This is a genomic window from Cupriavidus basilensis, from assembly GCF_029335485.1.
GTDB classification, from domain to species: Bacteria; Pseudomonadota; Gammaproteobacteria; order Burkholderiales; family Burkholderiaceae; genus Cupriavidus; species Cupriavidus basilensis_E.
In genome coordinates this window covers 1-19,045 of record NZ_JARJLM010000661.1, presented here as the reverse complement: position 1 = coordinate 19,045, position 19,045 = coordinate 1, and the positions used below count along the sequence as shown (strand labels likewise).

Genomic DNA, 19,045 nt, shown 5'->3' with positions numbered 1-19,045 from the left:
CCGGGCCTTAGCGTTGTCTTTGTCCAAGGCTTCAGGATACCAGTCCATACGCAGCGCCGGCGGCCCCGGCGCGATCTGCGCCGGGGCCTTAGAATCGTGCTCAAGCCAAACAGGAGACGAAACGTGCTGTGGAAATCGCCCCCCTCCCTGGAGACGCTCCAGGCTCGCCACAAAGACACCGCCGTCGAACAGCTGGGCATTGTGTTCACGGAAATCGGCGACACCTCGCTCAGCGCCCGCATGCCGGTGGACCGCCGCACCGTGCAGCCGCACGGCATCCTGCATGGCGGGGCCTCGGTGCTGCTGGCGGAGACCCTGGGGAGTTGCGCCGCCAGCCTGTGCCTGGATAGCGAGGCGCAATACTGCGTGGGACTCGACATCAACGCCAACCATGTGCGCGCCGCGCGGACCGGCTTCGTGACCGGCACGGCCACGCCGATCCACATCGGCCGCACCACGCACGTGTGGGCCATCGAGATTCGCGATGACGAGGGCAAGATGGTGTGCGTCTCGCGAATCACCATGTCGATCCTGTCGCGCTGAGCAAGCGATCGCGTGCCGTGCAGGGTTTTTCATTTCCGGCTACACTGCGCCCCGCACTGTAGCGCGGACGCCGATCGAGGCGTCCCGTCAGCGGCGGGGTGGCAGAGTGGTTATGCGACGGCCTGCAAAGCCGTACACGGCGGTTCGATTCCGTTCCCCCCGCCTCCATAAGGCCCTGATTCTTCGGGGCTTTTCTTTGTCCTGGCGCTGCCATGAATGGCCGGAGGGACGATTGCCGGTGGTATCGGGCCGGCTGCCGCCCGCGGTGCGTCGTCAGTGCTCGTCCGGGATGATGATTTCCACCACCTTCCGGTCCTTGACGATACATCTCACGCTGCGCAGGCCAGCGGCCGGGTCGGCCGACCTGTAAATCCAAATCCACACCGTGTCGGCCCCTGGGGTGGTGACCGCGTCGGGCGCGCCCATGATCTGCTGCAGTTCGGCGTCGCTCATGCCCGGTTTCACGGCGCGCGCCTGGTTGAAATCAAAAGAAGCGCCGGCGCAAGCCGCGAGGACGGTGCTGGTAGCGAGTAGGGCGGCGCGGAGCCTATGTGTCATGTCCGGAAGGGTTGCGCAGTATCGGGTGGGCACGATACACGAACTTCAGATTTGCCGTGCGCCAGCGCGAACCATAAAACGCATCGCTTGTCATATCTCCGCGTTCGGCCGGGCAGGCCTCGTCAGTACCGTTTCCGGTCTCACCCGTTCCGGTCTCACCCATTTGAGTTATTCGGTGGAACAAGCGTCTTTTTTGCCGTTTTCCCGGCTGGAACAAGTCGCCCGAATCAGGTACTGTCAGGCCACCGCAGTCCATCCATGACAACCTCCGCCATCGTGCGTGGCGGGGAGATATTAGCAATGACAAGAGATCTGCGTGTCCGCGCCGCACAACCGGCCGATTGGCCGGCCATCGCGGAAGTCCTCGAACTCTGTGGCCTCGCCGGCGACGACCTCGATGCGTCGCTGGCGATGTTCCATATTGCCCTGCTCGACGGCAAGACCGTCGGTTGCGCAGGGGCCGAATCCTATGGCGAAACCATCGTGGTGCGCTCGGTGGCGGTGCTGCCGCCCTATCGCGATCGCGGCATCGCCTCCCATCTGGTTTCGGCCTTGCTGATGCGCGCCAGGGCCAACGGCTGCCGGCGCGCGGTGCTGCTTTCGGCCGATTGCCCGAACTACTTCGCCCGCTATGGTTTCTCGCTGATCTCGGCCGAGCGCTTGCCGGAGGAGGTTCGCGCCTCGCGCGAGTTCCGCCGCAACGAAGGCGCGCTGCCGCTCTGCATGTGTTGCGAGCTGCGTTAGCGCAGTGCCTGGCGGCATCCGGCCGGCGCCTGCCGCCACGCATCGCCCGCCTTGCCGTTCCTCAGTCCGCTCCGCCTTCGCGTTCCTGGTACAGCCGCGTGGCCAGTCCGGCGATCTCCTCGCCCATCGCCAGCCGCTCGCGCCAGTGCGCCGGGATCGAATCCACGCCGTAGTACGCACCTGCGATCTGGCCGCAGATGGCGGCGGTGGTGTCGGCATCGTCGCCCAGGTTGGCCGCGCGCAGCACGGCCGTCGCGAAATCCTCGCTTTGCCAGAAACACCACAGCGCGGCTTCCAGCGACGCCACCGCATAGCCGCTGCCACGGATGGCGGACTCGTCCTTGCCGCGCCATTCGCCTGCGGCAATGGCGCCGACCTTGGGCTCGCCTGGCTGGTAGCCGCTGCGGAACAGCACGGTTTCCTTGTCGGCGCCGGCCAGCGCCGCACGCAGTTGCGCGCCGAACAGCCGCGTGCTATCGACTGCCTCGGGGGCGCCGTGGGTGGTGCGCGCGCTCTCGCCGCAAAAATGGATCACGCGTGCCGGGTCCCGCCAGTAGTACATCGGCACCGGCGCCAGCCGCATCAGCGATCCGTTGCCGGCCGAGGACGGATCGGTCGAGCCGCTGAAGGGGTCGCCACTGCCACGGTAGGCCGCCAGTGCGCGGGCCACCGTGCTGCCGATATCGAAGCATTCTCCGGTGCTGCTGAGGTAGCCCAGTTCCGCCCAGTTGCAGTAGCGGTTCATCTGGTCGACGGCATGGAAGCCCTGGCGATGGAGCAGGCTGTGCGCCAGGCATAGCGCCATCGAGCAGTCGTCGGTCCAGGCGCCGGCGGGCAGGTCGAAAGGCCCGCCGCCGACCATGTCGGTCAGCGGCGCGAAGCTGCCGCGCGGGCTGAACTCCACGGTGGTGCCGAGCGCATCCCCGCTGGCCAGGCCGAGCAGGCAGCCAAGGTAGCGGTCGAGCTGGCCGGGTGTTGTCATGGTGCGACTCCTGTGCCCTCGGCGAGGGCCTACATGGTCTTGTTGAACAGCGCCAGCCGCGCCTGCGGCTTGAGCCGGTACAGCTGGGCGGGCCGGTGCTTGCCCTGGCGCACCGCGTCGGGCACCGCTTCCAGGAAGTCGAGCTCGCCCAGCCTGCGGCGGAACACGCTCTTGTCCAGGCTGCTGCCCAGCACCAGCTCATAGGTCTGCTGCAGCTCGCGCAGGGTGAAGGCGGGAGGCAGCAGATGGCAGGGCAGCGCCGAGTAGCCCGATTTGTCGCGCAGGCGCTGCGCGGCCTGCGCGGCGATGCGGTTGTGGTCGAACGGCAGGTCGGGCAGGGCGTCCACCGGCGCGAGTTCGAAGTGGTGGCGCGGGCCGGGCCCCAGCAGGCTTTCGTGCACCAGGGCGTAATAGGCGACGCTGACCGACCAGCCGCGCGGGTCGCGCACGCCGCCGCTGAAGGTGAACAATTGTTCCAGGTAAGGGGAAACCAGCCCGGTCTTCTGGCGCAGCACGCGGCCGGCCGCTGCCAGCGCGTCGCGATCCTCCCCGGGGTGGATATAGCCGCCCGGCAGGGCCGGCTGGCCGGCGTAGGGCTCGTTGTCACGCCGCAGCAGCACGGTCTTGAGCGCGCCTTCGCTCAGGGTCAGCAGCACCACGTCGACCGTGACGATGATCTGGGATTCCATCCTGTGACTCAGCTTTCCATTGTCTCTTTGTTAGGTGCAATTTAGCACTAAGACTCGGCTTCCTGGCAAGAAGATTGTGAGGGTCGACTCGATATCGGCAGAAACTCGCATTTTTCTTGCCGAGGAAAAGTGGCTGCGTGGCCGTATCGCTGGCCGCCGATTTCCTGCTCATTAAAATACTTAGTTGCAAAATAGAAATAAGTCTGCCAATATTCGGTCAACCACCCACTCAGACCGTGAGCAGCCATCATGACCGGCCGACCCATCGTGCAACTCCTGATCATCGATCCGCAGAATGATTTCTGCGACCTGCCCGGCGCAGCGTTGCCGGTGCCCGGCGCCAATGCCGACCTGACGCGCCTGGCCGCCCTGCTGGCACGCCGGGGCGATGCCATCGACGCGGTGGACGTCACGCTCGATTCCCACAGCGCCTTCGATATCGCGCATCCCGCTTGGTGGCGCGATGCCGACGGCGCGGCGCCGGCGCCGTTCACCCCGATCAGCGTGGCCGAGGTGGAGACGGGCCGCTGGCTGGCGCGGGATCCGGCGCGGCAAGCGCAAAGCCTGGCTTATGTGCGCGCGCTGGCCGAACGTGGCCGCTACCAGTTGCTGGTCTGGCCCGAGCACTGCCTGGTGGGCAGCTGGGGCCATGGCGTGCAGCAGGCGCTGGCCGGCGCGCTGGCGAACTGGAGCCGCGGCCGGCTGAGGCCGGTCGGCTATGTGGCCAAGGGCACCAATGCCGGCACCGAGCACTACTCCGCGATCCAGGCCGAGGTGCCGGACGCGGCCGATGCGGCCACCTTGCCCGACCCCCGCTGGATCGCGCGCCTGGCAGCGGCCGACACCATCCTGGTGGGCGGCGAGGCGCTCTCGCACTGCGTGGCCAGCACGGTGCGCGACCTGGCCGACCGGCTCGGCGCGGATGGCGCCGGCAAGCTGGTGCTGCTGACCGACTGCGCCAGCCCGGTGCCGGGCTTCGAAGCACAGGGGCAAGCCTTTATCGACGACATGCGCTCGCGCGGCATGCGCACCGCCACCAGCACCGGCTGGCTGGCCTGAGCGCGCAATCCGCCAATCCCACGATTTCCGCCAGAGGACACCATGACCGCCACCCCGCGCAAGCTCCCGTCCCGCTTCTCGCCCGTGATCGCGTCGCTGCTCGACACCGATCTCTACAAGTTCACGATGATGCAGGAGATCCTGCACCACCAGCCCGAGACCCAGGCCGAGTACGCCTTCAAGTGCCGCAACCAGCCTGAGCGGCCGCTGGCCGCGTTGCGCGCCGAGATCGAGGCGCAGCTCGACGCGCTGTGCGCGCTGCGCTTCACCGAGGCGGAGCTGGCTTATCTCGGCAGCCTGCGTTTTATCAAATCCGATTTCGTCGACTTCCTGCGTCTGTTCCAGTTGCAGCGGCGCTTTATCTCCGTGACGGTGCCGGCCGGTGCGCCCGACGCGCTGGAGATCCGCGTCAAGGGCCCGATGCTGCATGTGATGCTGTTCGAGATCTATGTGCTGGCCATCGTCAACGAGGTCTACTTCCGCCAGTTTCCGCAGGCTGCCGCGCTGGCGGAGGGCCGCGCGCGGCTGGGCGCCAAGCTGGCCTTGCTCAAGGACCTGGAGGCGCAGCCGGCGCAGCGCTTTCCCTTTGTCTTCTTCGACTTCGGCACGCGCCGCCGCTTCTCGCGGGACTGGCATGAAGAGGTGGTGGCCACGCTGGCGCGCGAGGCGGGCGGGCTGATGCGCGGCACCAGCAACGTGCTGCTGGCCATGCGCCACGGCCTGACGCCGATCGGCACCATGGCGCATGAATACCTGCAGGCCTTCCAGTGCTTCGGCTCGCGCCTGCGCGATTTCCAGAAGAATGCGCTGGAACACTGGGTGCGCGAGTATCGCGGCGACCTAGGCATCGCGCTGACCGACGTGGTCGGCATGGATGCCTTCCTGCGTGACTTCGACCTCTACTTCTGCAAGCTGTTCGACGGCCTGCGGCACGACTCGGGCGATCCCTTCGCCTGGGGCGAGAAGGCCATCGCGCACTACCAGGCGATGAAGATCGATCCCGCCACCAAGCAGCTGGTGTTCAGCGACGGGCTGGACCTGGAGCGTGCTTTCGCGCTGTACCGCCACTTCGCCGGACGCACGCGGGTGGGTTTCGGCATCGGCACCAACCTGTCCAACGACTGCGGACCCGAGCCGCTGCAGATCGTGATGAAGCTGGTGTCCTGCAACGGACAGCCCGTGGCCAAGGTGAGCGACAGTCCGGGCAAGGGCATGTGCGAGGACGTCCATTTCCTCAACTACCTGTCCGATGTGTTCGAGATCAAGGGAGGCTGAGCGCGCTGGCGCGCCGGCTCCGATGGAGGCAATCGAAATGACCTTGCGTATCGCAATGGCGCAGCTCGACTACAAGCTGTGCGACTTCTCCGCCAACCTGGCGCGCATCCGCGCCGCCGTGGCGCAGGCCGAGGCCGCCGGGGCTCACCTGGTGGTGTTTTCCGAACTGTGCCTGTCCGGCTATTACCCGCAGGACATGGTCGAGGAACCGGACTTCCTGGCGCGCCAGCAGCGCGCGCTCGATGCGGTGCTGGCGCTGTCCGGGCAGACCAGCGCAGCGCTGGTGATCGGTGCGGTGACGCGCAATGCGGGCGTGGGCAAGCCGCTGCACAACAGCCTGCTGGTGATCCAGGGCGGCGCGGTGACGCTGACCTATCACAAGCAACTGCTGCCCACCTACAACATCTTCGACGACCTGCGCCATTTCGAGCCCGGCCCGGCCAATCCCGCGCTGCTCGCCATCGGAGGCGTGCGGATTGGCTTCCTGGTGTGCGAGGACGCGTGGAACGACCGCGGCACGGACTACGCGCTCGACCCGGTGGGCGCGCTGGCCGCTGCTGGCGCGCAGCTGCTGGTGTGCATCAATGCCAGCCCTTCGAACGTCGGCAAGCTGGCCCAGCGCCATGCGCTGTTCGAGCGCATCGGCGCGCGCTGGAAGCTGCCCCTGGTCTACGTCAACCAGGTGGGCGCCAACGACCAGATCGTGTTCGACGGCGCGTCCTTCGCGCTCGATCCGCGCCACGGCGTCGTGCGCCAGTTGCCTTGCTTCGAGGAAGCGGTGGCCACGGTGGACTTCGACGGCGGTTTCGCGGACGCCGGCGGGCCGCTGCGCGAGCGGGTCGGCATCGAGCTCCCGGACAGCGAGTTCTACTACCGGCAGGTGGTGCTCGGCCTGCGGGACTACGCCGCCAAGATCGGCTTCGGCAAGGTGGTGATCGGCAGCTCGGGCGGCATCGACAGCGCGCTCACGCTGGCGCTGGCCGCCGATGCGCTGGGGCCGGACAACGTGGTCGCCATCACCATGCCCTCGCAGTACTCCAGCGCGGGCAGCGTGACGGACTCCGCCGCGCTGTGCCGCAACCTCGGCGTGACGCTGCTCGAGCATCCCATCGCCGGACTGGTGGCGGCATACCGCGGCGGCTTCGATACGGCCTTCGCCGCGGACCCCTCGCGGCTGACCGTGGAGAACCTGCAGGCGCGCATCCGCGGCACCATCCTGATGGCCTACTCGAACCACTTCGGCCACCTGTTGCTGACCACCGGCAACAAGTCCGAGATCTCGGTGGGCTACTGCACGCTGTACGGCGACACCAACGGCGGCCTCAACATCATCGGCGACCTCTACAAGACCGAGGTGTTCGCGCTGGCGCGCCACTACAACGCGCGGCACGGCCGCGAGCTGATCCCGCAGGCGATCATCGACAAGGCGCCCTCCGCCGAGTTGTCCGAGGGCCAGCGCGACAGCGATTCGCTGCCGCCCTACCCGGTGCTCGACGAGATCCTCAAGTTCCATATCGAGGGCGAGCGGCTGCGCCCGGCGGAGTACGACACGGCGCGCGCCTTCGTGCGGCAGTTGCAGGAGGACGGGCAACAGGTGCTGGTCGCGCGCGTGCTGGACCTGGTGGCGCGGTCCGAGTTCAAGCGCCGCCAGGCACCGCCCATCATCCGGTTGCGCAACCGCGCTTTTGGCAACGGACGGCAGATGCCGATCGCGGCGCGCTACCGCGATTGATGCGCGGGCTATCATGCATGTTTGCCGGCCAGGCCGGCCTGGCAGGTCACAAGGAATAACGAGATGCGCGACAACGAGAATGCGGACGGATCGTTCGACTACCTGGTCTACATCGGCCGCTTCGAACCCTTTCACAACGGCCACCTGGCCATGCTGCGCCAGGCGCTGACGCAGGCGCGCAGGGTGGTGGTGGTGCTGGGTTCGGCGGGCGGCGCGCGCACGGTCAAGAATCCCTTCACCGCCGCAGAGCGCCGCGAGATGATCGAGCGGGCCGTGGCGGGCTGGGATCCCGCGCGCGTCGCCGACCTGCATTTCGTGGCGGTGCGGGACTACTACGAAGGCCCGCGCTGGGCGGCTGCCGTGCGTGGCGCGGTTGCCGGTGCCCTTGCCGCGCAAGCCGGAGCGCAGGCAACGGGCGCCGCGCGCGTTGGCCTGTTCGGACATTTCAAGGACGCCTCGTCCGGCTATCTCAATGACTTTCCCGGCTGGCCGCTGGTGCCGCAGCCGAACTTCGGACAGCTCAATGCCGCCGACGTCCGCCGCCAGTGGTTCGAGCAGCAGGGCGAACTGGGCACGCTGGACAGCCTGCTGCCCGCGCCGGTCGCCGTCTTCCTGCGCGAGTTCGCCCGGCAGGAAGCGTTCGCGGTCCTGCTGGCCGAATACCGTTTCCTGGAAGACCACCGGCGCCGCTGGGCGGCGGCGCCGTATCCGCCGGTGTTCGTAACCGTGGACGCGGTGGTGCGCTGCTGCGGCCAGGTGCTGCTGATCCGGCGCGGCGGGCAGCCGGGGCGTGGCACATGGGCGTTGCCCGGCGGCTTCCTCGACCAGCATGAGCGCGTGGCCGATGCGGTCCTGCGCGAACTCGACGAGGAAACCCGCTTCGGCCTGCCCAAGGCCGCGCTGCAGCAATCGTGCCGCGACCAGGCGCTGTTCGACCACCCCGAGCGCAGCCTGCGCGGGCGCACGCTGACCCACGCCTTCTTCTTCGACCTGCCGCTGGAAGCGCTGCCGGCGGTGGCCGCCGCCGATGACGCGGCGGCCGTGCGCTGGGTGCCGCAGCAGGAACTGCTGGCGCTGGAAGGGCAGATGTTCGAGGATCACCTGCTGATCCTCGACCGCTTCCTGCACCTGTTCGGGGGCGAGGCGGCGCCCGTCCCCTTCAGTGGCTGATCATCCAGGGCCTCCCGGCCGGGTTGCCCTTGGCGGTATGCGCCGGTGCCTCCGCCAGCTTCACCTTGCCGCAGCAACCGCAGCCCGGCCCATGCCCGCTACGCGCCGATTCACGTGGCGCCGCGGCGCTGCGTTCATTGATGGCATGGGCTCGCCTCGATGCGGCCGGCATGCTCGCCAGCGCAGGCGCGGCGATCAACGCGCGCTCGGATGACTTGCCGCAGCCCGGGCAGGCGCAAGGTTCGTCGCGCCGCGCGATGGGCCGCATCACGGAGAATTCGCCACAGTCCTGGCAGCGGTAATCGTAGGTCGGCATCTGGTGGTCTCCATGCATGGATCGTGACATTGGCGGGCGCGACGGCACCCGGCGGCAAGCCGGCGTTCAGCCGATGTCCGGCGAGATCGGCAGGTCCACATCCCCGTCGATATGCTTGACCGGCCCTTGCGCGCTCGGCCGGATATCGAAGTCGAAGATCTGCGTGGGCAGCCACAGCGTGGCGCAGGCATTGGGAATATCGACCACGCCGCTGATATGCCCCTGCACCGGCGCCGTGCCGAGGATGGAGTAGGCCTGCGCGCGCGAGTACCCGAACCTGGTCATGTACTCGATGGCGTTAAGGCAGGCCTGGCGGTAGGCCACGTGCACGTCCAGGTAATGCTGCCGGCCGGCTTCATCCACCGAAATGCCTTCGAAGATCAGGTAGTCGTTGTAGTTCGGCGTGACCGGGCTGGGCTTGAAGATGGGATTCCTGATGCCGTACTTGGCCATGCCGCCCTTGATCAGCGAGACGCGCATATGCACCCAGCCGGCCATTTCGATGGCGCCGCAGAAGGTGATTTCGCCATCGCCCTGGGAGAAGTGCAGGTCGCCCACCGACAGGCCCGCGCCGTCGACGTAGACGGGGAAATACACCTTGGCGCCGCGCGACAGGTCCTTGATGTCGCAGTTGCCGCCATGCTCGCGCGGCGGCACGGTGCGTGCGCCGTGGGCGGCGGCCTGGTCGCGCGCGTCGCCCTGCAGGCGGCCCATGTGGGCGGTGGCAGCGAAGGGCGGGTTGGCCAGCGGCGGTACGCGGTCCGGCTCGGTGGCGATAAAGTCCAGCTCGCGCTTGTTCCAGGTTTCCAGCAGCGCTTTGTCCGGCAGGCAGCCGATCAGCCCGGGGTGGATCAGCCCGGCGAAGTTGACGCCGGGAATGTGCCGCGAGGAAGTGTAGAGGCCGTGGAAATCCCAGATCGATTTCTGCGCGAGCGGGAAGTGGTCGGTCAGGAAACCGCCGCCGTTCTGTTTGGAGAAGAAGCCGTTGAAGCCCCACTGGCTTTCCGCCTTGGCGCCGATGTCGAGCAGGTCCACCACCAGCAGGTCGCCGGGCTCGGCGCCTTCCACGCCGACCGGGCCGGAGAGGAAGTGCACGATGGACAGGTCGATATCGCGCACGTCGTCGGCGCAGTCGTTGTTCTTGATGAAGCCGCCGGTCCAGTCGTAGGTCTCCAGGATGAAATCGTCGCCGGGCTTGACCCAGGCGGCCATCGGGATGTCCGGGTGCCAGCGGTTGTGGACGTTGGGGTTCTCGTACGGGGATTCGGCCAGGTCGACCTTGATCAGGGTATCCGTCATGACATGCCTCCTGTGTTGGCGTGGGGTAGGTGGAGTGGTGGGTACGGCTATGGCTATACGGACAGCAGTTGCCGGATGCGCTCGAGGTCGGTGCCGTCGCGGTGCGTCTCGTGCACGAAGCGGCCGCCTTCGATCACCAGCAGGCGGTCGGCCACATCCAGCGCGAAGCTGAGCACCTGCTCGGAGAAGACGATGGTGATGTCGCGCGTGCGGCGGATCTCGTTGAGCGCGCGCGCGATGTCCTTGACGATGGACGGCTGGATGCCTTCGGTGGGTTCGTCCAGCAACAGCACCTTGGGGTTGGCCACCAGGGCGCGGGCGATCGCCAGTTGCTGCTGTTGCCCGCCGGAGAGGTTGCCGCCCTTGCGGCGGCGCATCTCGAACAGCACCGGGAACATGGCGAAGATCTCGTCCGGAATGCGGCGGCTCCCGCCTTGCTCCATGCCGGTCAGGATGTTTTCTTCCACGGTAAGGTGCGAGAAGATCATGCGGCCTTGCGGCACGTAGGCGAGGCCCGCGCGCACACGGCGATAGCTCTCGTCGTTCGCCACGTCGCGGCCGTCCACGCAGACCTGGCCGGAGCGTACCGGCAACATGCCGATCATGGCTTTGAACAGCGTCGTCTTTCCCATCCCGTTGCGGCCCATGATGGCCACCGTTTCACCCTGTGCGGCGGCGAACGATACGCCGTGCAGCGCTTCGCTCTGTCCGTAATTCACCACCACGTTGTCGACTGCGAGCATGCTGGTCTCCCTCGATTCAATGGCCGTTCAATGGCCGAGATACACGTCGATCACGCGCGGGTCGTTCTGCACCTGCTCCATCGAGCCTTCGGCGAGGATCTTGCCCTGGTGCATCACGGTGACCTTGTCGGCGATGCGCTTGACGAAATCCATGTCGTGCTCGATCACGATCACCGCACGCCCGCGGCTGATGCGCTTGAGCAGTGCCGCGGTCTGCTCGCGCTCGCGCACGCTCATGCCGGCAATGGGTTCGTCCAGCATCAGCAATTGCGGCTCCTGCATCAGCAGCATGCCGATCTCCAGCCATTGCTTCTGCCCGTGCGAGAGCTGCGCGGCCTCGCGCTCCAGCGCATCCACCAGGCCGATCTCCGCCGCCACGTCGGCCACGCGCTGGCGCACTTCGGGCGTGGTGCGGAAGGTGAGCGCGCCGAACACGCCGCGTCCGCGCGGGAACGACACGGCCAGGTTCTGGAACACGCTGAGGTTTTCGTAGATGGAGGGCGTCTGGAACTTGCGGCCCACGCCGGCACGCACGATCTGGTATTCGGGCAGGCCGGTCATTTCCCGGTTGGCGAACTTGATGCTGCCGCCGGTGGCGCGGGTCTTGCCGCAGACGAGATCGAGCAGGGTGGTCTTGCCGGCGCCGTTGGGGCCGATGATCACGCGCAGTTCGTCGCGGTCCACATACAGCGTCAGATTGTCGATGGCGCGAAAACCGTCGAAGGACACGGTCAGGTCTTCCACCGCCAGCATGAAATCGGTATTGCTCATGGTGTCTTCCTCGCTTTGGACGGGACTGCGAACCAGGCGCCAAGCGCGATGCCATGCGCGGCGCCGGGTTCGGTGCTGGGGCCGACATCGCGCGCGGTTTCGGGCGGAACGTCAGCCATGGTTTCACGCAATGCGGCCCGCAATCCCCTTGCCGGCGGGGGGCGCCGCGGCAGGCGAGGCCGCATCCGCGGCCGTTTCGCCGGGCTCCACGGGGCCACCGGCGGTGCCGCGGCGCGACATGTATCTGCCGTAGAGACCGGCCAGCCCGTCGGGGAAGGCCACCACCACGCCGATAAACAACGCCGCCATCAGGAACAGCCACAAGTCGGGGAAGCTTTCGGAGAAATACGTCTTGCCGAAGTTGACCAGCAGCGTGCCCCAGACCGCGCCCACCAGGCTCATGCGCCCGCCCACCGCGGCAAAGATCACCATTTCGATGGAGGGCACGATGCCGACGAAGGACGGCGACATAAAGCCCACCTGCAGCGTGAACAGCGCGCCGCCCACCGCGCACAGCGCCGCGGCCAGGCAGAACACGAAGACCTTGAACATCGCCACGTCGTAGCCGGAAAAGCGCACGCGGTCTTCCTTGTCGCGCATGGCAAGCAGCAGCACGCCAAGCTTGCTGCGCTGGATCCAGCGGCACATGGCGATGGCGCCGAACAGCAGGATCACGTTGGCGAAGTAGAGGGTCACCCTGGCGCTGTCGCTGCGGATATCCCAGCCCAGCATGGTCTTGAGATCGGTGATGCCGTTGACGCCGCCGGTATAGCCCTGCTGGCCGATGATCAGCACGGAGAGGATCAGCGCCACGGCCTGCGTGATGATGGCGAAGTACACCCCGCCCACGCGCCGGCGGAACATGGCAAAGCTCACGACGAAGGCGAGCGCCACCGGCACCGCGATCACGCCCGCCAGCGCGAAGGGCAGGTGGCGGAACGGCTCCCACCACCAAGGCAGCGCGGTGAGCTGGTTCCAGTCCATGAAGTCAGGAATGCCGGGCGTGGACTGGATCGCGGTGCTCCTGGCGTCGGATGCTTCGAGCTTGAGGAACATCGCCATGGCGTAGCCGCCCAGCCCGAAGAACACGCCCTGGCCGAGGCTCAGCACGCCGCCGTAGCCCCACAGCATGACCAGCCCCACAGCCACGAAGGCATAGCTCAGGTATTTGCCGAGCAGGTTGAGGCGGAACACGTCGAGCGCCAGCGGCATGACGACCAGCAGCGCCAGCGCCAGCAGCAGGTAGCCGGGGAGTTCGCCGCGCAGCAGGCGCAGGGGTGCGGGCAGGCGGCGCGCCGTCGGCGCGGTGGAAGAGGAGGAAGACATCGCAAGCTCCTGTGCTTGATGGGTGGCGGTGAAGGCGGTGGCGTCTTCAGCGGCGTACAGCCGGCGCGAACAATCCCTGGGGGCGGATCATCAGGATCGTCACGATCAGCAATAGCGTCAGCACGCGCGCCATCGAGCCGGTCAGGAAGAACTCGCTGATCGACTGCGCCTGCGCAATGCCGAAGGCCGAGGCCACCGTGCCGAGCAGGCTCGCCGCGCCGCCAAAGGTGACCACCAGGAAGGAATCGACGATATAGAGCGAGCCGCTGGTGGGACCGGTGGAGCCGATGGTGGTGAAGGCCGCCCCAGCCACGCCGGCGATGCCGCAGCCGATGGCAAAGGTGAGGCGGTCGGTGCGCCGCGTGTTGATGCCCGCCGCATTGGCCATGGCGCGGTTGAGCGTGGTGGCGCGCACGCGCAGGCCCCAGCGCGAGCGATAGAGCGCCAGCCATACCATGCCGGTGACGAACAACGTGAGCGCCATCACGAACATGCCGTTGATGGGGATATCGAGCCCCGCGGCGGGCGACCACGAGCCCATCAGCCAGTCGGGCAGGGTGGGGCTGACTTCCTTGGGGCCGAACGTGGAACGGAAGCTCTGCTGCATGCCGAGCGACAGGCCCCAGGTGGCCAGCAGCGTGTCCAGGGGCCGGCGGTACAGATGCCGGATCAGCGCCCACTCGGCCAGCCAGCCGGCGCAGAACGCCAGTGCGAAGGCGGCGCCGATGGCCAGCGGAAAGTAGAAGGGCATCCACGACGGGGCCAGCCGTTCGGTCAGGGTGGAGGCAAGGAAGATGGTGTAGGCGCCGATCGTCATGAACTCGCCGTGCGCCATATTGATCACGCCCATCTGGCCGAAGATGATGGCCAGGCCCAGCGCCATCAGCAGCAGCACCGAGAACAGGCTGAGGCCGGCAAAGCCCTGCATGAGGGTGATGTTCAGCATGTCGGACAGATTCATGTTGCGCTCCGGCATCGGGAGGAGGAGAAGGAAAGGCGCATCGGGAGCGCCGGACGAAGCCGGCAGGGTGCGCCGGCGCCGTTTGGAGCGCCCGACGGTTGTTGGGTGGTTTGGCCAGGAGCCACAACAAGCGGAGCCATTGGTTTTATCCAGCGCGACAGCATTTGCAGCGCCCACCCTCTCCCCCGGCCCCTTTCCCACAACTGGGAGGAGCAAACCAGCGGGGGATCAGCCCAAACGGAATGGCCTACTGATAGCCCTTCGGGAACGGATTCGGCGGAATCAGCGCCGGCGATTCCGCCACCACCTTGAACTGGCCGTCGAGCTGCGCCAGGCCCACCCGCGTCTTGCTCCACAGGTGGTGGTTGGGGTCCACCTTCACATAGCCTTCCGGCGCGGTCTTCAGTTCGATGCCGGGCGAGGCGGCTACCACCTTGTCGATATCGAAGCTGCCGGCTCTTTCCACCGCCGCCTTCCACAGCCACGGGCCGAGGTACGCCGCCTGCGTGACATCGCCGATCACCGACTTGCCGCCGTACTTGCTCTTGAACGCTTCGACGAAGGCCTTGTTGTTGGGGTTGTCGAGCGACTGGAAGTACTTCATGGCCGCGTAGAAGCCGGCGATGTTCTCGCCGCCGATGCCCAGTACTTCGTCTTCCGTCACGGAGATGGTCAGCAGGAACTGCTTGTCCGCGGTAATGCCCGCCGCCTTCAGCTGCTTGTAGAAGGCCACATTGGAGCCGCCCACCACGATGGCGTAGATGCAGTCCGGCTTGGCCACCTTGATCTTGTTGATCAGCGAGTTGAAGTTGGTGTGGCCCAGCGGGTAATACTCCTCGCCCACCACCTTGAGCTTCTGGAAATTCTCGATGTGCTTGCGCGCGATCTTGTTGGAGGTGCGCGGCCAGATGTAGTCCGAGCCGATCAGGAAGAAGCTCTTGGCGTTCTTCTGCCTGGCCGCCCACTCCAGGCCCCAGAGGATCTGCTGGGTGGCTTCCTGGCCGGTGTAGATCACGTTCTTCGACTGCTCCAGCCCCTCGTAGAAGGTCGGGTAGTAGAGCAGGCCGTTCTCTTTCTCGAAGATGGGCAGCACGGCCTTGCGCGAAGCGGAGGTCCAGCAGCCGAACACGGCCGCCACGCGGTCGTTGACCAGCAGCTTCTTGGACTTCTCTGCAAAGGTGGGCCAGTCGGATGCGCCGTCTTCCTTGATGACCTTGATCTTGCGGCCGAGGATGCCGCCGGCGGCATTGATCTGGTCGATCGCCAGTTGCTCGGCCTGGATCGAGCCGGTCTCCGAGATGGCCATGGTGCCGGTGGCGGAGTGCAACTGGCCCACCGTGACTTCGGTGTCGGTGACAGCGAGCCTGGTGGTGTTGGCGACCGAGGTGGGCACCGCCGCGCGCGCCTGGCCGCCGATGCCGGCCATGCCGGCGAGCGAGAGCGCGGGCAATGCGGCCAGGCCCTGCATCATGCGGCGCCGCTGGGGCGAGGCTGCGTCGGCGGCGCCGGCATCTTGGGAAGGAAGGGACCCGCTGGTTTCTTTGTCACGCATGATCGACGCTCCTTGGAGACGTGGTGAGTTGAGACGGCGTTGCTTGAATGACCCCGTGGCTGGATCATGGTGCAGTGCAGCGGCACCTTCCATACGTCATTCAACGTACGCGCGTGCGCACCCCGGCTGCGCTACGATCCCGCGCGCCGCGCCGTTGGCCCGTGGATCACCTGCCGGCGACCTTTGTGGAGGATGCTTCCTTTGCGCCCGCAGGGGCCCCGCGACACGGCACGGCTCTTGCATCAGCGCGGCACGACCCACGCGAGCACCCTCCGGAGTCCAGACCTCCCATGCCCACCGCCAGCCAGCCCGTACAGCGCATCAGCAAGATCCGGCGCGACTACAACCGCTGGGTTGCCGACGAGACCCTGGAGGACTACGCGCTGCGTTTTGCACCAAGGACGTTCCGCAAGTGGAGCGCCTTCCGGGTCGCGAATACCGCTTTTGGTGCAGTGGCCTTCCTGGCGCTGGAAGCCATCGGCGCGGCCATCACGCTCAGCTACGGCTTCACCAATGCGATGTGGGCCATCGGCGTGGTCAGCCTGGCCATCTTCCTGAGCGGGCTGCCGATCTCCTATTACGCCGCCCGCCACGGCGTGGACATGGATCTGCTGGCGCGCGGCGCCGGCTTCGGCTACCTGGGTTCCACCATCACCTCGCTGATCTACGCCAGCTTCACCTTTATCTTCTTCGCGCTCGAGGCGGCCATCATGGCGCAGGCCTTCGAGCTGCTGTTCGGCCTGCCGCGTCCGCTGGGCTACCTGCTCTCCGCGCTGGTGGTGATTCCGCTGGTGACCCACGGCGTGACGCTGATCTCCCGCATCCAGCTATGGACCCAGCCACTGTGGCTCTTGCTGCTGGCGCTGCCCTATGCGGCGATCGGGTGGCGCGAGCCGGGCCTCTACGCCGATTTCCTCTCCTTCAACGGACGCGTGGCCGAAGGCGACGGTTTTTCCTGGCATGCGTTCGGCGCGGCGGCCACCGTCGCCGCCGCATTGATCGCGCAGATCGGCGAGCAGGTGGATTTCCTGCGCTTCATGCCGGAGCTGACGCGGCGCAACCGGCTGCGCTGGTGGAGCGCGCTGATCGCGGCCGGCCCGGGCTGGATCGTGCTGGGCGCAGCCAAGATGGCGGGCGGGGCCTTTCTGGCTTTTGTGGCATTGCAGGCCGAAGTGCCGATCGCGCATGCACTGGAGCCTACCCAGATGTACCTGGCGGGCTTCGCGCGCGCCCTCGGCGCCGGGTGGCCAGGCTGGACGGCGGTGGCCCTGACCGGCCTGTTCGTGCTGCTGTCGCAGACCAAGATCAACATCACCAATGCCTACGCCGGCTCGCTGGCATGGTCGAACGTGTTCGCGCGGCTCACGCACAGCCATCCGGGCCGGGTGGTGTGGCTGGCCTTCAATGTGCTGATCGCGGTGATGCTGATGGCCATGGGCGTGTTCGAGGCGCTCGAGCAGGTGCTGGCGCTGTATGCGCATCTGGCGGTGGCGTGGGTCGGCGCCATCGTCGGCGATCTCGTCATCAGCAAGCCGCTCGGGCTGTCGCCGCGCGCCATCGAGTTCCGCCGCGCCTACCTGTTCGATATCAACCCGGCCGGGTTCGGCGGCATGATGCTGGCCTCGGCGGCGTCGCTGCTGGTGCACCTGGGTGTGTTCGGCGAGACGCTGCGTCCGGCTTCGATCGGGGCGGCGCTGCTGCTTGCCATCGCCATTCCGCCGCTGATCGCGCTGGCCACCCAGAGCCGCTACTTCATCGCGCGTGCGCCGGCGGATTTCGGGCCGCGCCACAAGGTGGTTCGCTGCACCATCTGCCGCAATCCCTTCGAGGTGGAGGATGTGGCCTCCTGCCCGGCGTATCGCGGGCCGATCTGCTCGCTGTGCTGCACGCTCGACGCGCGCTGCGGCGACCGCTGCAAGCCCGGCGCCAGCGCGCAGGAGCAGATCGTGACCGCGCTCACGCGCGTGCTGCCGGCGGGCACGCCGCCGGTGATGGCGCGCCGCATCGGCCAGTTCTGCCTGGTGCTGGCCGGCATGGTGTTCGTGTTCGGCACCTTCCTGTGGCTGTTGTACACGCAGGAGCAATTGTCAGTCGGGTCGGTCGGGCAGGGTGCGGCCACGCTGCCGCGAGCCGGGCTGTTCATCAAGATCTTCGCCGGACTGCTGCTGTTCGCCGCGGTGGCGGCGTGGTGGCTGGTGCTGGCCAATGAGAGCCGGGTGGTGGCGCAGGAGGAGTCGGAGCGGCAGAACATGCTGCTGCAAAAGGAAATCGATGCGCACCGCCATACCGATGCGCTGCTGCAAAGCGCCAAGGAAGTGGCGGAGAAGGCCAACCTGGCCAAAAGCCGCTTTATCACCGGCATGAGCCACGAGATGCGCGCCGGACTGAATTCCATCCTCGGCTATTCGCAGTTGCTGTTGCGCGCCGCCACGCTGCCCGGCGCGCTGCGCGAGGACGTGCGCACCATCGGGCGCGCCGGCGAGCATCTATCCAGCCTGGTCGACGGCCTGCTGGAACTGTCGCGCATCGAGGCCGGCAAGCTGCGCCTGGCGCAGGAGGCGGTGGCGCTGGAAGGCCTGTTCGACGATCTGGTGCGCATGTTCCGCCCGCTGGCGGCCGCGCGCGGCCTGGCGTTCCACTATCGCGTGGAAGGCATGCTGCCGTCCCATGTGCATGGCGACCCGAAGCGCCTGCGGCAGATCGTGATCAACCTGGTCAGCAACGCCATCAAGTTCACCGAGCGAGGGGCCGTCACCCTGAGCGTGCGGCACCAGCGCGAGCTGGCCACCATCTCCGTCAGCGATACCGGGCCGGGCATTGCGATCGCCGATCAGGAGCGTATCTTCGATCCCTTCGAGCGCGCCGGCGGCCACGACGACCGCGAAGGCATCGGCCTGGGGCTGGCGATCGTGCGGCTGCTGGCCGACCTGATGGGCGGCGAGATCCGCCTGCGCAGCGCGCCCGGCGCCGGCAGCGAGTTCACGGTGCGGCTGTACCTGCCGGCGGTGACGGCGCCGGTTGCGCGCCGGGCCGCCGCGCCGGGCACCCGGCTGCCGGCCGGCTCGCGGGTGCTGGTGGTGGACGACCGCGCCGCGCATCGCGCGGTGCTGCTCGGCTTCCTGGCGCCGCTGGGCCTCGTGGTACATGAAATTGGCGACGGCGCCGGGGTGCTGCCGGCGGTGCAGCGCTGGCGCCCGCAACTGGTGTTGCTCGATCTCAACCTGCCCGATGCATCGGGCTGGGACCTGTGCCGCCTGCTGCGCGCGCAGGCGCCTGCGCCGCTGGTGGTGATCGTCTCGGCCAATGCGCATGAGAATACCGAAGA

At 67.2% G+C, this 19,045-nt stretch carries 17 protein-coding genes and 1 tRNA gene; 8 read left to right on the top strand and 10 right to left on the bottom strand.

Translation table 11 applies throughout. From position 1 onward, the window contains the following. The first annotated feature begins 123 nt into the window (after positions 1-123). Positions 124-543 (top strand): hotdog fold thioesterase, encoded by a 420-nt coding sequence (locus P3W85_RS40755; RefSeq protein ID WP_276268986.1) that lies wholly within the window; start codon positions 124-126, stop codon positions 541-543. 92 nt (positions 544-635) lie between these two features. Next, positions 636-711: transfer RNA gene (locus tag P3W85_RS40750), tRNA-Cys, on the top strand. 105 nt (positions 712-816) lie between these two features. Here P3W85_RS40750 and P3W85_RS40745 read toward each other — a convergent pair. Beyond that, positions 817-996 carry a hypothetical protein gene (locus tag P3W85_RS40745; protein ID WP_276268985.1) on the bottom strand — a complete coding sequence of 60 codons (180 nt, stop codon included), beginning with the start codon at positions 994-996 and terminating at the stop codon, positions 817-819. A gap of 405 nt (positions 997-1,401) precedes the next feature. Here P3W85_RS40745 and P3W85_RS40740 point away from each other — a divergent pair, with 405 nt between their 5' ends. After that, the gene (locus P3W85_RS40740) at positions 1,402-1,845 is read left to right on the top strand and encodes a GNAT family N-acetyltransferase (protein WP_017225202.1); all 444 of its coding nucleotides are present in this window, start codon (positions 1,402-1,404) and stop codon (positions 1,843-1,845) included. 61 nt (positions 1,846-1,906) lie between these two features. Here P3W85_RS40740 and P3W85_RS40735 read toward each other — a convergent pair whose 3' ends face one another. After that, positions 1,907-2,827 (bottom strand): ADP-ribosylglycohydrolase family protein, encoded by a 921-nt coding sequence (locus P3W85_RS40735; RefSeq protein WP_276268984.1) that lies wholly within the window; start codon positions 2,825-2,827, stop codon positions 1,907-1,909. Between the two features lie 29 nt (positions 2,828-2,856). Next, entirely contained in the window at positions 2,857-3,516 is a 660-nt protein-coding gene (locus tag P3W85_RS40730) for an NUDIX hydrolase (protein ID WP_276268983.1), read from the bottom strand. A gap of 249 nt (positions 3,517-3,765) precedes the next feature. On the opposite strand from P3W85_RS40730, the gene P3W85_RS40725 reads away from it, so the two are divergent. From P3W85_RS40725 to P3W85_RS40710, 4 genes are all read left to right on the top strand, one after another. Beyond that, positions 3,766-4,575, top strand: coding sequence for a cysteine hydrolase (locus P3W85_RS40725; protein WP_276268982.1), 810 nt, complete (start codon positions 3,766-3,768; stop codon positions 4,573-4,575). Between the two features lie 42 nt (positions 4,576-4,617). Further along, entirely contained in the window at positions 4,618-5,850 is a 1,233-nt protein-coding gene (pncB, locus tag P3W85_RS40720) for a nicotinate phosphoribosyltransferase (protein ID WP_276268981.1), read from the top strand. 37 nt (positions 5,851-5,887) lie between these two features. Then, complete coding sequence (locus tag P3W85_RS40715) at positions 5,888-7,582, top strand: NAD+ synthase (RefSeq protein ID WP_276268980.1); 1,695 nt, start codon at positions 5,888-5,890, stop codon at positions 7,580-7,582. Positions 7,583-7,645: 63 nt separating this feature from the next. Continuing rightward, positions 7,646-8,752, top strand: coding sequence for a bifunctional nicotinamide-nucleotide adenylyltransferase/Nudix hydroxylase (locus P3W85_RS40710; protein WP_276268979.1), 1,107 nt, complete (start codon positions 7,646-7,648; stop codon positions 8,750-8,752). Here the strand turns inward: P3W85_RS40710 and P3W85_RS40705 are convergent. The 7 genes from P3W85_RS40705 to urtA form a co-directional block, all read right to left on the bottom strand. Continuing rightward, positions 8,742-9,068, bottom strand: coding sequence for a zinc ribbon domain-containing protein (locus tag P3W85_RS40705; protein WP_017228059.1), 327 nt, complete (start codon positions 9,066-9,068; stop codon positions 8,742-8,744). The two genes, P3W85_RS40710 and P3W85_RS40705, sit on opposite strands and share 11 nt — an antisense overlap. A 66-nt stretch (positions 9,069-9,134) precedes the next feature. Beyond that, positions 9,135-10,367: a formamidase gene (gene fmdA / locus P3W85_RS40700; RefSeq protein ID WP_276268978.1), complete on the bottom strand. Its 1,233-nt coding sequence runs from the start codon at positions 10,365-10,367 to the stop codon at positions 9,135-9,137. Positions 10,368-10,420: 53 nt separating this feature from the next. Continuing rightward, positions 10,421-11,110, bottom strand: coding sequence for an urea ABC transporter ATP-binding subunit UrtE (gene urtE, locus P3W85_RS40695; RefSeq protein ID WP_017228061.1), 690 nt, complete (start codon positions 11,108-11,110; stop codon positions 10,421-10,423). 27 nt (positions 11,111-11,137) lie between these two features. Beyond that, positions 11,138-11,881 (bottom strand): urea ABC transporter ATP-binding protein UrtD, encoded by a 744-nt coding sequence (gene urtD, locus P3W85_RS40690; RefSeq protein WP_017228062.1) that lies wholly within the window; start codon positions 11,879-11,881, stop codon positions 11,138-11,140. 123 nt (positions 11,882-12,004) lie between these two features. After that, on the bottom strand, positions 12,005-13,207 hold the full coding sequence (gene urtC, locus P3W85_RS40685; protein ID WP_276268977.1) for an urea ABC transporter permease subunit UrtC: 1,203 nt from the start codon (positions 13,205-13,207) through the stop codon (positions 12,005-12,007). A 46-nt stretch (positions 13,208-13,253) separates the two neighbouring features. Further along, positions 13,254-14,168, bottom strand: a complete 915-nt coding sequence (gene urtB / locus P3W85_RS40680) for an urea ABC transporter permease subunit UrtB (protein ID WP_017228065.1) — start codon at positions 14,166-14,168, stop codon at positions 13,254-13,256. 247 nt (positions 14,169-14,415) lie between these two features. Continuing rightward, entirely contained in the window at positions 14,416-15,720 is a 1,305-nt protein-coding gene (gene urtA / locus P3W85_RS40675; protein ID WP_430869709.1) for an urea ABC transporter substrate-binding protein, read from the bottom strand. A 290-nt stretch (positions 15,721-16,010) separates the two neighbouring features. On the opposite strand from urtA, the gene P3W85_RS40670 reads away from it, so the two are divergent. Beyond that, a partial coding sequence (locus P3W85_RS40670) for a hybrid sensor histidine kinase/response regulator (RefSeq protein WP_276268976.1) occupies positions 16,011-19,045 on the top strand: 3,035 nt, incomplete at its 3' end.